This window comes from Luteococcus sp. H101, assembly GCF_038433155.1.
In the GTDB taxonomy this organism is placed as follows: domain Bacteria; phylum Actinomycetota; class Actinomycetes; order Propionibacteriales; family Propionibacteriaceae; genus Luteococcus.
In genome coordinates, this window is sequence record NZ_JBCDMW010000020.1 from 35,190 (window position 1) to 47,030 (window position 11,841).

General features: G+C 67.2%; 16 protein-coding genes. 12 read left to right on the forward strand and 4 right to left on the reverse strand.

All coding sequences use genetic code 11. The annotated features are described in order from the left end of the window. Positions 1–63: 63 nt before the first annotated feature. The 11 genes from AAEX60_RS08145 (at position 64) to AAEX60_RS08195 (ending at position 8,388) form a co-directional block, all read left to right on the forward strand. Positions 64–552 (forward strand): hypothetical protein, encoded by a 489-nt coding sequence (locus AAEX60_RS08145; protein ID WP_342102538.1) that lies wholly within the window; start codon positions 64–66, stop codon positions 550–552. Continuing rightward, positions 545–832, forward strand: coding sequence for a hypothetical protein (locus AAEX60_RS08150; protein ID WP_342102539.1), 288 nt, complete (start codon positions 545–547; stop codon positions 830–832). Before AAEX60_RS08145 ends, AAEX60_RS08150 begins: the two co-directional genes overlap by 8 nt. A gap of 28 nt (positions 833–860) precedes the next feature. Next, on the forward strand, positions 861–1,679 hold the full coding sequence (atpB, locus tag AAEX60_RS08155) for a F0F1 ATP synthase subunit A (RefSeq protein WP_342102540.1): 819 nt from the start codon (positions 861–863) through the stop codon (positions 1,677–1,679). A gap of 52 nt (positions 1,680–1,731) precedes the next feature. Continuing rightward, the gene (gene atpE / locus AAEX60_RS08160; protein ID WP_342102541.1) at positions 1,732–1,953 is read left to right on the forward strand and encodes an ATP synthase F0 subunit C; all 222 of its coding nucleotides are present in this window, start codon (positions 1,732–1,734) and stop codon (positions 1,951–1,953) included. A gap of 20 nt (positions 1,954–1,973) precedes the next feature. Next, positions 1,974–2,522, forward strand: coding sequence for a F0F1 ATP synthase subunit B (locus AAEX60_RS08165; protein WP_342102542.1), 549 nt, complete (start codon positions 1,974–1,976; stop codon positions 2,520–2,522). Further along, positions 2,519–3,319 carry a F0F1 ATP synthase subunit delta gene (locus AAEX60_RS08170; protein ID WP_342102543.1) on the forward strand — a complete coding sequence of 267 codons (801 nt, stop codon included), beginning with the start codon at positions 2,519–2,521 and terminating at the stop codon, positions 3,317–3,319. The genes AAEX60_RS08165 and AAEX60_RS08170 overlap by 4 nt, the downstream gene beginning before the upstream one ends. Positions 3,320–3,388: 69 nt before the next feature. After that, positions 3,389–5,014, forward strand: coding sequence for a F0F1 ATP synthase subunit alpha (gene atpA / locus AAEX60_RS08175; protein WP_342102544.1), 1,626 nt, complete (start codon positions 3,389–3,391; stop codon positions 5,012–5,014). A 4-nt stretch (positions 5,015–5,018) separates the two neighbouring features. Further along, entirely contained in the window at positions 5,019–5,936 is a 918-nt protein-coding gene (locus AAEX60_RS08180; protein ID WP_342102546.1) for a F0F1 ATP synthase subunit gamma, read from the forward strand. 16 nt (positions 5,937–5,952) lie between these two features. Further along, positions 5,953–7,431 carry a F0F1 ATP synthase subunit beta gene (gene atpD / locus AAEX60_RS08185; RefSeq protein WP_342102547.1) on the forward strand — a complete coding sequence of 493 codons (1,479 nt, stop codon included), beginning with the start codon at positions 5,953–5,955 and terminating at the stop codon, positions 7,429–7,431. Between the two features lie 2 nt (positions 7,432–7,433). Beyond that, positions 7,434–7,850, forward strand: a complete 417-nt coding sequence (locus AAEX60_RS08190; RefSeq protein WP_342102548.1) for a F0F1 ATP synthase subunit epsilon — start codon at positions 7,434–7,436, stop codon at positions 7,848–7,850. A 130-nt stretch (positions 7,851–7,980) separates the two neighbouring features. Next, positions 7,981–8,388 (forward strand): DUF2550 domain-containing protein, encoded by a 408-nt coding sequence (locus AAEX60_RS08195; protein ID WP_342102549.1) that lies wholly within the window; start codon positions 7,981–7,983, stop codon positions 8,386–8,388. A gap of 6 nt (positions 8,389–8,394) precedes the next feature. Here the strand turns inward: AAEX60_RS08195 and AAEX60_RS08200 are convergent, their stop codons facing one another. The 4 genes from AAEX60_RS08200 to AAEX60_RS08215 are packed head-to-tail and all read right to left on the reverse strand — an operon-like array spanning position 8,395 to position 10,897. Next, positions 8,395–9,021, reverse strand: a complete 627-nt coding sequence (locus tag AAEX60_RS08200) for a cob(I)yrinic acid a,c-diamide adenosyltransferase (protein ID WP_342102550.1) — start codon at positions 9,019–9,021, stop codon at positions 8,395–8,397. A 9-nt stretch (positions 9,022–9,030) separates the two neighbouring features. Further along, on the reverse strand, positions 9,031–9,816 hold the full coding sequence (locus AAEX60_RS08205) for an alpha/beta fold hydrolase (protein ID WP_342102551.1): 786 nt from the start codon (positions 9,814–9,816) through the stop codon (positions 9,031–9,033). Between the two features lie 37 nt (positions 9,817–9,853). Next, positions 9,854–10,132 (reverse strand): hypothetical protein, encoded by a 279-nt coding sequence (locus AAEX60_RS08210; protein ID WP_342102552.1) that lies wholly within the window; start codon positions 10,130–10,132, stop codon positions 9,854–9,856. 30 nt (positions 10,133–10,162) lie between these two features. Further along, complete coding sequence (locus AAEX60_RS08215; RefSeq protein ID WP_342102553.1) at positions 10,163–10,897, reverse strand: hypothetical protein; 735 nt, start codon at positions 10,895–10,897, stop codon at positions 10,163–10,165. Positions 10,898–10,972: 75 nt separating this feature from the next. Here AAEX60_RS08215 and nucS point away from each other — a divergent pair, with 75 nt between their 5' ends. Continuing rightward, positions 10,973–11,689, forward strand: a complete 717-nt coding sequence (nucS, locus tag AAEX60_RS08220) for an endonuclease NucS (RefSeq protein ID WP_342102554.1) — start codon at positions 10,973–10,975, stop codon at positions 11,687–11,689. Positions 11,690–11,841: the final 152 nt, after the last annotated feature.

The following is an 11,841-nucleotide window of genomic DNA, read 5'->3' on the forward strand; positions in this document are numbered from 1 at the left end:
GGTTTCACAAGCAATCTCCGAAACGCTCTTCGCCGGCATCGGCCGGCTGACAGGATGCCAACGATGACCACCCTGGCGGTGCCCACGACGCGCAAGCGCGTCGAGCCCAGCCAAGGCGCGACATTGTGTCTGGGCATGTTGCGCACGGCCCTGCTCGGGGCCCATCTGGTGGCCGGTCTGGTCATCATCGGGGCCGCGATCATCTCGGGTGGGACCGCTGCCGCCAATGCCGCGGTGGCCGCCGCCCTGGTGGTGGTCTTCTTCGCCTCCGGACAGGCCGTCCAGCTGCTGGCCGGGGAGCTGGCCAATGGCACCGCGATGGTCCTGGTGATGACTTCCTACCTGGCCCGCGTCGCCCTGCTGGGGCTGCTGCTGGCCTTCGCGATGGCCCGTCAGGCGGAACTGGAACGCTACTTCATCCGGGGTGCCTTCCTGGCCGGCGCAATCGCCGCCCTGCTGGGCTGGCTGGGGGGCATTTTCCTGAGGAATGCAACCCAGCGGGTCTTCCTGTACGACCGGGATTTCGACACGTTCCGGAAGTTGGGTGATTGAGGTGACCACAAGGCTTTTGGCTGATAGCGTGCTGAGCGGAATGGACGAGCGGCGAGGCACCAACAATCCCGGCGGAACGCAGAGCGAGCTGCGTGGCCCCGCGGGTGAGGACGGCATGCTCATCCTGAGCTACATCTTGTCCGGAATCTTGTTCTATGGCGGGCTCGGTTGGCTCGGTGCCAACTACCTCCATCAGACGTGGATGTTGCCCCTCGGGCTCATCTGTGGCCTCTTGGCCAGTATGTACATGATCATCAAGCGCTACGGGAGCCAGAAGTGAACACAACCTGCCAGGGAGATGACCTGTGATGCTGCACCTGCTGAACCTGGTTCCGTTGAACCTGTTCCCCCTCGAAGGTGGGGAGCACGGCGGCGGGTACAAGTCGCCCAGCGTCGAGGACTTCTGGTTCGACGGCAACTTCGGTATCGGCTGGCTGACCAAGCCGGCAATGCAGGCGATCATCGCCGCGCTGTTGGTGATTGGCTACTGGCTGTGGGCCTCGCGTCGGCTCAAGACCAAGCCCACCAAGGGGCAGTTCTTCCATGAGTACCTCTACGAGTTCATCCGCAATGGCGTCGCGCGCGACATTCTGGGGCACGACTACCGTAAGTTCCTGCCCTACCTGCTGGCGCTGTTCAGCTTCATCCTGGTGAACAACTGGATGGGTGAGTTCTTCTTCACCATGCTGCCCACCTTCTCCAACATCGGCTACGCCTACGCGCTGGCGATCGTCTCCTGGGTGGTCTACATGGGTGCCGGCTTCGCCAAGCACGGCGTCGGCGGCTACCTGAAGCACTCGCTGGTTCCCCCGGGTGCGCCCGGCTACCTGCTGCCGCTGCTGATCCCGCTGGAGTTCCTCTCCAACTTCATCGTCCGGCCGATCACGCTGGCCCTGCGACTCTTTGCCAACATGTTCGCCGGCCACCTGGTGGTCCTGGTCTTCGTGGTGGGCGGCGCCTACCTGCTGACCCACGGCCCGGTCATCCACCGTGTCGCCGGCGGCGTCTCCCTGGCCTTCAGCTTCGCCATCCTCTTCCTGGAGCTCTTCGTCGGAGCGCTGCAGGCCTACATCTTCACAGTTCTCACGGCACAGTACGTGAGCTCGTCCATCGCGGACGAGCACTGATCCAACCCATAGCTTTCTTCACCACCGAAGAAAACATCCGAAAGGAAACGCAATGACCCCCATGGAAATCGGCGGCTCGATCAACATGATCGGCTACGCGCTGGCGACCCTCGGCCCCGCCCTCGGTGTGGCCTGGATCTTCGCCTCCGTGATCAACGGCACCGCCCGTCAGCCTGAGGCTCGGGGCGCGATGATGGGCACCGCCTTCATCGGCATGGCCGTTGTCGAGGCGCTCGCCATCATCGGCATCGCCCTCGCGTTCGTCCTTAAGTGAGCCCCCTCATGGTGCCCAACATGTGGGTGCCTCAGGAGCTGGATCTCGGACCGTTGGCTCCGCACCACATGTCCGAGATACTGGTGGGGCTCGTCCTCATCCTGCTGATCTGGGGCGTTCTCGCGAAGTGGGTCGTGCCCGCTTTCGAGAAGATGTACGCCGAGCGCAGCGACGCCATCGCGGGTGGCCTGGAGCGTGCCGAGCGCGCCCAGGCCGAGGCCCAGGCGGCGAAGGACCAGTACACCAACCAGCTCTCCGAGGCCCGTGACGAGGCGGCCCGGATTCGGGAAGAGGCCAAGAACCAGGGCGCGCAGATCCTCGCGGAGATGCGTGACCAGGCCACCAAGGAATCCGCCCGCATCATGGAGTCCGCCCAGGCGCAGATTGCCGCCGAGCGCGCTCAGGCCATGAACCAGCTCACCAGCCATGTCGGTGGCCTGGCCACCACCTTGGCCGGCCGGATCGTCGGCGAGTCCCTGGACGACGACCAGCGCGCCCGCGCGACCGTTGACCGCTTCCTGGCCGAGCTCGAGAGCCAGCCCGCGCGCACCGGGGGGCAGCAGGCATGACCCTGACTGCAACCGAACAGGCCCGGCGCAGCGATCTGGACAATGCTCTTGCTGACCAGTCCTTCGACGGTGCCACGCCGGGGGAGCTGTTCGCGGTCGTGGACGTGCTCGACTCCCAGTCGGCACTGAAGCGGGCCCTGACCGACCCGGCCACCGCGGCCGAGGCGCGTCAGCAGATGGCCGAGCGGTTGCTCGAGGGCAAGGTCGGCGGCCAGACGATCTGGATCGTCAAGCAGGCCGTCGCCCAGCGCTGGAATTCCGGGCGCGGCCTGGCCGATGCACTTGAGCGTCAGGCCGTGCGCGGACAACTGCGACAGGCACAGGACAACGGCTGTCTGGACGAGGTGACCGAGCAGCTGCTCAGTTTCCGCAAGACAGTCGAGTCCTCGCCCGAGCTGCGGGAGGCCCTGGCCAATCGCAGCACCCCGCTCGAAGCGCGTCAGCAGCTGGTCCACCGGCTGCTGGAGGGCAAGGCGCACGGCTGGGTCGAGGCCCTGGCCGCCCGGGCGGCCGGCGCACGCGAACGTACCTTCGACCTGACCGTCGGGAAGTACCTCGACGAGGCGGCCGAACTGCGCAACCGTGATGTCGCCAAGGTGACCGTTGCCCGCCCGATGGACGAGGACCAGAAGAACCGGCTGCGCTCCGCGCTCTCCCGGATCCATGGTCGCGACGTCGACATCCAGCTGACCATCGACCCGTCGGTGATGGGTGGTGTCCGCGTGGAGCTCGGCAACGAGATCATCGAGGGCACCGTGGCCGACCGACTTGAGCAGGTGCACCGCCAGCTGTCCTAACGGGCAGCTCGGGGCCAACACAATCCAGCGCTCCCTTGCGGGTGCGCACATCGAAAGAGTAGGGACGCAATGGCGGAACTGACGATTCGTCCGGACGAGATCCGCGACGCACTGGATACCTTTGTCCAGAACTACACCCCCGCGGCGGCCGAGCGCGAAGAGGTCGGCACCGTGGTCACCTCCGGCGACGGCATCGCCCGCGTCGAGGGTCTGCCCTCCGTGATGGCCAACGAGCTGTTGAAGTTCGAGAACGGCACCATGGGCATCGCGCTGAACCTCGACACCCGCGAGATCGGCGTCGTGGTCCTGGGCAACTCCGAGGGCATCGAGGAGGGCTCCAAGGTGCGCGGCACCGGCGAGGTCCTCTCCATCCCGGTGGGCGAGGGCTACCTCGGGCGCACCGTCGACGCGATGGGCAACCCGATCGACGGTCTGGGCGAGATCCAGAACCTCGAGGGCCGTCGTGCCCTGGAGCTCCAGGCGGCCGGCGTGATGGACCGGCAGGAGGTCCGCGAGCCGCTGCAGACCGGCCTGAAGGCCATCGACGCGATGATCCCGATCGGCCGCGGCCAGCGCCAGCTGATCATTGGCGACCGCAAGACCGGCAAGACCGCCATTGCGATCGACGCGATCATCAACCAGAAGGACAACTGGGCGTCGGGCGACCCCAAGAAGCAGGTCCGCTGCATCTACGTCGCCGTCGGTCAGAAGGGTTCCACCATTGCCGAGGTTCGCGGCACCCTGGAGGCGGCCGGCGCGCTGGAGTACACCACCATCGTGCATGCCCCGGCCTCTGATGCCGCCGGCTTCAAGTACATCGCCCCCTACGCCGGTTCTGCCATCGGCCAGCACTGGATGTACCAGGGCAAGCACGTCCTGATCGTCTTCGACGACCTGACCAAGCAGGCCGAGGCCTACCGTGCCATGTCCCTGCTGCTGCGTCGCCCGCCGGGCCGCGAGGCCTACCCCGGTGACGTCTTCTACCTGCACAGCCGCCTGCTGGAGCGCTGCGCCAAGCTCTCCGATGAGCTGGGCGGCGGCTCGATGACCGGTCTGCCGATCATCGAGACGAAGGCCAATGACGTCTCGGCCTACATCCCGACCAACGTGATCTCCATCACCGACGGTCAGATCTTCCTCCAGTCGGACCTGTTCAACGCCAACCAGCGTCCCGCCGTGGACGTCGGCATCTCGGTCTCCCGAGTCGGTGGCGCCGCACAGATCAAGGCCATGAAGTCCGTGGCTGGCACGCTGAAGATCAGCCTGGCCCAGTACCGGGACATGCAGGCCTTCGCGATGTTTGCTTCCGACCTGGACGAGACTTCGCGTCGCCAGCTGGACCGGGGCGCGCGCCTCACCGAGCTGCTGCGGCAGAAGAACAGCTCCCCGTACGCCGTCGAGGACCAGGTGGTCAGTGTCTGGGCCGGCACCAAGGGCCTGTTCGACGATGTCCCGGTGGAGGACGTGCTGCGCTTCGAGCAGGAGATGCTGGAGCACCTGCGGCTGAACACCCCGATCCTCAAGACCATCGTCGAGACCCAGAAGTTCGACGACGACACCGCCAAGGCGGCCGAGGACGAGATCAAGAAGTTCAAGCAGGGATTCCGGACCGCCGACGGCAAGCGCCTGGGCGAGGACGACTCGGCGGCGGCGAAGGATGTCTCCAACGAGCAGATCGTCGTGAAGCGGAGCTGAGTAGATGCCGGCCAGCCTGAGGGAACTGCGACAGCGCAAGTCGTCTGTCGCCACGACCCAAAAGATCACCAAGGCCATGGAGCTCATCGCGGCCTCACGCATCGTGAAGGCAGACCGCGCGGCCCGCGCGGCTCTGCCGTACACGAGTGTGCTGAACCGTGCGGTGGGAACCGTGGCCAACCACACCGACATCGACCACCCGCTGACGAAGGAACCGGAGCAGCGTCGACGCGCCGCGGTGGTGCTTTTCACCTCCGACCGAGGGCTTGCCGGCGGCTACTCCACCAATGCGATCAAGGCCTCGCTCCGGCTGAAGGAGAAGCTGGAGTCCGAGGGGCTCGAGGTCGAGATGTATGTCAGCGGCCGCAAGGGCAATGACTTCCTCGGCTTCCGCCAGATCCCCGTGAAGGAGAACTGGCAGGGCTACACCGATGCGCCGACCTATGAAGACGCCGCGGTGATCAGCGACGCCGTCCTCGAGAGCTTCCTGAAGCCCTACGAGGAGGGCGGCGCCGACGAGATCTACGCCGTCTACACCCGCATGGTCTCCATGCTGGTGCAGGAGCCCCGCGTGCGCCGCGTGCTGCCGATCGAGGTCGTTGAGGAAGGGCCCGACACGGAGAAGGCCGATCTGGGCGACGCCCAGTTGGAGTACTCCTTCGAGCCCGATCCCGAAGCCGTGCTCGACCAGCTGCTCGGGCTCTATGTCCGCAACCGGATCTGGTTCTACCTGCTGGAATCGGCGGCCTCCGAGCTGGCCAGCCGGCAGAAGGCCATGAAGTCCGCCACGGACAATGCGCAGCAACTGATCAACAGCCTCACCACCGAGATCAACCAGGCGCGTCAGGCACAGATCACCCAGGAAATCACCGAAATCGTCGGCGGTGCCTCGGCACTGACCGAGGCCTCCGCGGCCGAGTGAACAAGGAAGAGCGAAAATGACTGACACCCTTGTCAATCCCACCACCGAGCAGCGCGCCGGTGGCACCGGCCGTGTTGCCCGGGTCATCGGCCCCGTCGTCGACGTCGAGTTCCCGGTCGACGCGATGCCGGACATCATGAACGCCCTGACCGTCACCGTCGATGACATCGACAGCGGCGAGGGCGAGAAGAAGCAGCGCACCTTCACTCTGGAGGTCGCCCTGCACGTCGGCGACAACATCGTGCGCGCCATCTCCCTGAAGCCCACCGACGGCCTGCGCCGCGGTGACCTGGTGCACGACACCGGCGCCCCGATCTCCGTGCCCGTCGGCGACGTCACCAAGGGTCGCGTGTGGAATGTCACCGGCGACTGCCTGAACCAGGACCTGGCGGCCGAGGGCGTGCAGATCACCGAGCGCTGGCCCATCCACCGTCCGGCTCCCAAGTTCGACGAGCTCGAGTCCAAGACCGAGATGCTGCACACCGGCATCAAGGTGCTGGACCTGCTGACCCCGTACGTGCAGGGTGGCAAGATCGGCCTGTTCGGTGGCGCCGGCGTGGGCAAGACGGTGCTCATCCAGGAGATGATCTACCGCATCGCCCACAACTTCGGTGGCACCTCGGTGTTCGCCGGCGTGGGTGAGCGCACCCGTGAGGGCAATGACCTGATCATGGAGATGGACGAGGCCGGCGTGTTCAAGGACACCGCCCTGGTCTTCGGCCAGATGGACGAGCCGCCGGGCACCCGTCTGCGCGTCGCCCTGTCCGCCCTGACCATGGCGGAGTACTTCCGTGATGTGCAGAACCAGGACGTGCTGCTGTTCATCGACAACATCTTCCGGTTCACCCAGGCCGGCTCCGAGGTCTCGACCCTGCTGGGTCGCATGCCGTCGGCCGTGGGCTACCAGCCCAACCTGGCGGACGAGATGGGCCAGCTGCAGGAGCGGATCACCTCCGTCCGCGGCCACTCGATCACCTCCATGCAGGCGATCTACGTGCCCGCCGACGACTACACCGACCCGGCCCCGGCCACCACCTTCGCGCACCTGGATGCCACCACCGAGCTCTCCCGTGAGATCGCCTCGCGTGGTCTGTACCCGGCCGTGGATCCGCTGACCTCCACCTCGCGCATCCTCGACCCGCAGTACGTGGGCCAGGATCACTACGACACCGCGGTGCGCGTGAAGCAGATCCTGCAGCGCAACAAGGAACTCCAGGACATCATCGCCATCCTCGGCGTCGATGAGCTGAGCGAGGAGGACAAGATCATTGTCAACCGCGCCCGTCGCATCCAGCAGTTCCTGAGCCAGAACACCTACATGGCCACCAAGTTCACCGGCATCGAGGGTTCCACCGTGGACCTGCCCGACACCATCGAGTCCTTCAAGATGATCTGCAATGGCGATGTGGACCACATCCCCGAGCAGGCCTTCTTCAACGTCGGTGGCATGGACGACGTCGAGCGTCAGTGGCACGACCTGCAGAAGGGCAACTGAGCATGGCAGATCCCATGAGCGTGGAGGTTGTCTCCGCAGACCGCAAGGTCTGGGAGGGCACCGCCACCAACGTGATCGTGCGTACCACGGAGGGCGACATCGGCATCCTGCCGAACCACGAGCCGCTGCTCGCCGCCCTGGTGCCGTGTGCCGCCGAGATCGTCACGGGGGATGGCCGTCGGGAGATCGTGGCGCTGGACGGCGGGTTCATCTCCGTCGCCCAGAACCAGGTGAACCTGGTGGCCCAGAAGGCCTCGTTGTACGACGAGATCTCGACCGAGGAAGCCCAGATGGAGGTGGACAAGCTGAGCGCCGTGCATGAGGCGGGCGAGGCCACCGATGAGGAGATCCACCGTCTCCACCTGGCCCAGGCGCAGATCAAGGCTGCCGCAAAGTTGAAGGGCAAGCAGGCCATCTGACCCGCTTGCTCCGCGCGAGGCCCGACCGGTTTCCGGTTGGGCCTCGCATTTTTCTGCCAATTGGGCGCTGATCAGGTATTTTGTCGTCATGGGGTGGAGTGGGGCAGCGGAGCTGACCGGACTTGTCCTCGTGTTGGTCCTGCTGGTGCCGTTGCTCGGTCTGTACGTGCGTCGCCGCTGGCTGTCGACGCGCGGGGGAGTCTTCGACTGCGCCCTGAAACTGGCCAGTGGTGGCTGGGCCACCGGCGTCGCGCGCTATGAGGCCGACGAGTTGCAGTGGTTCCGGATCTTCTCCCTGAGCACCCGTCCCAAGCTGGTCCTGGAGCGGGACCTGACCGCCTCGGTGGGGCATCGACGCCCCGACGAGTCCGAGGCCGTGGTGTTGTTCAGCGACGACCAGATCATCCGGCTGCGTTCCACCCAGGGCCGGGAGCCGGTGATCTGGGAGCTGGCGATGAACCCCCAGTCCGTGACCGGGCTGATGAGCTGGCTGGAGGCCGCGCCGCCCGGGGGAGACCGGTACAGCGGGCTGGCCTGAGCCCGCTCAGCCCTCTTCCGCGGCGCTGGGATTGCGCTCGCCACCGGGCACCCAGAGCACCTCGGCATCGCCGTTGGCCGCCCGGCTCATGATGAACAGCAGGTCGGAGAGCCGGTTCAGGTACTTGATGGCCAGCGGGTTGACCCCGCCGGGCACCTGCTCAGGATCCTCGCTGACCTCGGTGCCGTACTGCTCGGCCACGAGCCAGGCGGTGCGCTCGGCACGGCGCACGATGGTGCGGCAGACGTGCAGCTGGGCGGCGGCGGGCGTGCCGCCGGGCAGGATGAAGGACCGCAGCTTGGGCAGCGACTCACCGAACTCGTCGCACCAGGCCTCCAGCCGGTCGATCGACGGCTGGATGATCCGCAGCGGCTCCCATTCGGGCTGGGCCACCAGCGGATTGGACAGGTCGGCCCCCAGGTCGAAGAGCTCGTTCTGGATGATGCCCAGCGCGGCCACCACCGGCTCCGGCAGGGTGCCGTGTGCCAGGGCGACGCCGATTGCCGAGTTCGCCTCGTCCACCTCGCCATAGGCCTGCACCCGCAGGTCCGTCTTGCGGGCCACCGAGTTGTCGCTCAGCCGGGTCTCGCCGGCATCGCCGGTGCGGGTGTAGATGCGCGTCAGGTTCACCATGGCGCCAGCCTAGCCCCGCTGCAGGAAGTGGCGCAGCGTGGCGGTGAAGTTCTCCGGCTGCTCGGAGTGCACCCAGTGCCCGGCGTCCTTGATGGTTACGAGCAGGTATCTGGGGAAGAGGCGACGCATGGTGGGGGCCGCGTCGGGGCGGACATAGGGGGACTTCTCGCCGGCCACCCACAGCACCGGACCGGGATAGCTGGACGCCACCTCGGGCCAGCCGGCGATCCGGTCGTCGAGTTCGCGGGCCAGCAGGTCCAGGTTCATCTGCCAGTGCCAGTGCCGCTGCCCGTCGTCACCGGGCTCGTGCCGCAGGTTCTGCATCAGGAAGCCGCGCACCGTGGGGTTGGGGATACCGGCCGACAACAGCTCGTCTGCCTGGCGACGGCTCTCCAGCGCCGGCAGGTCCAGGGACTGCATCGCGTCGATCAGCGGGCCGAAATTGCTGCCCAGCCCGGCGGCGGGGGAGATGTCGACCACCATCAGCCGCTCCACCAGGTCCGGGTGGTCCAGCGCGGTCCGCATCGCCACCTTGCCACCCATCGAGTGACCCACCAGGCAGACCGGGCCGTCCAGCTCCCGCAGCAGTTCCGCCACGGCGGCGGCCATCTGCGGGTAGCTCACCTCGTCGGTCCAGGCGGAGCGGCCGTGGTTGGGCAGGTCCACCAGGGTGCACGTGGCCAGATCCGAAAGCCCCTTGGCGATCTGGGTGAAGTTCTTGCCCTGGCCGAACAGGCCGTGCAGGAAGACGACCCGGGCGGGGCCGTCGCCGATGGTGGTGTGGTGCAGGCTCACCGGATTCCTCTCAGTCCAATGCGTCGGTGCGTGCGGCTCAGTGCTTCCGGTTCCAGCATCCGCTGTGCCAGTGTCGACGCTCGTCGATGGGGGAGGCGGACTGATTGAAGCCGGTGGGGCTGGCCGGCCAGGCCACGACGTGTGGCACGCCCACCCCGATCACCCGCTGGCAGCCGGGGCAGACATAGGTCTTGGTGGCCCGGGACCCCGGGATGCTGCGCACCACCCAGCGCCCATCGGCCTTGTGCGCGCTGCTGGCGTGCCCGGCGCTGAGTGGGCGCGCCGGGCGCAGGTGCTTGCTGGGTCTGCGTGCCACCCACCCAGCCTAGCGCTGGGTGCACCGGGGCTACTTCCAGTGCAGGCCGCCGACCACGTCGTCGATGACCTTCTGTCCGGCCGCCGAGGGGGCACCGGAGGCGACGGCGACCATGTAGCGCTTGCTGCCGTGCTCCATGATGTACATGGCGTTGCGGCCCTTGGCGGTGCCGGTGGTCTCCTCCCACACGCAACCGTCGGCCTGGGCGCCGTCGAAGCTCACCGGCTTCTTGTTCACCAGCGTGGCGTTCTTGGTCCGGGAAGAGCACTCGGTGTCGAGCGCGGCCTTGAGCTGCTGCTTGCTCTCCTTGGCCGTGCTGCTCACCAGGACGCGGCTGGCGCCCTTGACCACGCTCACCTCGAAATCGGGGTCATTGGTGGTGACCTTCTTGAAACCGGCCGGCAGGGTCAGGGAGAGGCTCTTGCCGCTGATGGTGGTGCCGGTGGTGCCGGTGGTGCCGGCAGTGGAGCTGCTGGCCTGGCCGGCGGCGCTTGCGCTGTCCGAGGCCGTCGCGCTGCTGGCGCCGTCGGTGGCCGTCGCGCTGCTGGACTCGCTGGCGCCAGCTTCGGCGGGGCTGGCGCTGGAATCGGCGGGGCTGGCGCTGGATTCGGAGCTGGCATTGCCGCTGGGCTGGGAGCTGCCGGCCGCGCTGGTGCTGGGGGAGTTGGCGGGGGTGGCGCTGTCCGAACCGCCACAGGCGCTCAGCCCGAGGGTGAGCGGCAGGAGGGCGGTCAGGGCAGTGCTTGTCAGGGTGTTTTTGCGCATTCCGGCAACGTAGCAGGCACGTGGGGTCAGACCACAGTGATGCCGTGGGGCCGCGGCTCGGGGTAGGTTGTGCGGGTGCGTTTGGTGATTGCGGAGTGCCAGGTCGACTACGCCGGTCGGCTCACGGCCCATCTTCCGATGGCGAAGCGGTTGATCATGGTGAAGTCCGACACGTCGGTCTCCATCCATGCCGACGACCGCGCCTACAAGCCGCTCAACTGGATGAGCCCGCCGTGCACCCTCACCGTGCAGCCGGTGGAGCCGGGCACCGACCTGGCCGCCACCACCGGCGACGTGGACCCGAAGATCACCCAGGTGTGGGAGGTGAAGGGACCCCAGGGCGACACCCTGCAGATCTCGATCGGAGAGGTCTTCTACGATGCGGAGCACGAGTTCGGAATTGACCCCGGGCTGCAGAAGGACGGCGTCGAGGCCCACCTGCAGGCCCTGCTGGCCGAGAACCCGGCCACCTTCGGTGACGGCTACCGGCTGGTACAACGAGAGTTCTTCACCCCGATCGGCCCCGTCGACCTGCTGTTGCGGGACCCGCAGGGCGGTTATGTTGCCGTCGAGGTGAAGCGACGCGGGGAGATCGATGGCGTGGAACAGCTCACGCGCTACCTGGAACTGATGAATCGGGACCCGCAGATGGCTCCGGTGTCCGGCGTCTTCGCCGCCCAGCAGATCAAGCCGCAGGCGCGCACCCTGGCCACCGACCGTGGGATCGCCTGCGTCACCGTGGACTACGACGAGCTGCGCGGCCTGGACAATCCGGAGGACCGGCTCTTCTGAGCGGGCCCGCGGCCCGGTTGGGACGGCGGCGGGGGGGGGGGGGGGGGGGGGGGGGGGGGGGGGGGGGGGGGGGGGGGGGGGGGGGGGGGGGGGGGGGGGGGGGGGGGGGGGGGGGGGGAGGGAAGGAAAAAGTACATCTTCTGGGGGGGGGG

Coding starts and splice junctions, on each gene's coding strand:
- AAEX60_RS08145 (WP_342102538.1), top strand. CDS start 64: ATGACCACCCTGGCGGTGCCCACGACGCGCAAGCGCGTCGAGCCCAGC.
- atpB (WP_342102540.1), top strand. CDS start 861: ATGCTGCACCTGCTGAACCTGGTTCCGTTGAACCTGTTCCCCCTCGAA.
- atpE (WP_342102541.1), top strand. CDS start 1,732: ATGACCCCCATGGAAATCGGCGGCTCGATCAACATGATCGGCTACGCG.
- AAEX60_RS08165 (WP_342102542.1), top strand. CDS start 1,974: ATGTGGGTGCCTCAGGAGCTGGATCTCGGACCGTTGGCTCCGCACCAC.
- AAEX60_RS08170 (WP_342102543.1), top strand. CDS start 2,519: ATGACCCTGACTGCAACCGAACAGGCCCGGCGCAGCGATCTGGACAAT.
- atpA (WP_342102544.1), top strand. CDS start 3,389: ATGGCGGAACTGACGATTCGTCCGGACGAGATCCGCGACGCACTGGAT.
- AAEX60_RS08180 (WP_342102546.1), top strand. CDS start 5,019: ATGCCGGCCAGCCTGAGGGAACTGCGACAGCGCAAGTCGTCTGTCGCC.
- atpD (WP_342102547.1), top strand. CDS start 5,953: ATGACTGACACCCTTGTCAATCCCACCACCGAGCAGCGCGCCGGTGGC.
- AAEX60_RS08190 (WP_342102548.1), top strand. CDS start 7,434: ATGGCAGATCCCATGAGCGTGGAGGTTGTCTCCGCAGACCGCAAGGTC.
- AAEX60_RS08200 (WP_342102550.1), bottom strand. CDS start 9,021: ATGGTGAACCTGACGCGCATCTACACCCGCACCGGCGATGCCGGCGAG.
- AAEX60_RS08215 (WP_342102553.1), bottom strand. CDS start 10,897: ATGCGCAAAAACACCCTGACAAGCACTGCCCTGACCGCCCTCCTGCCG.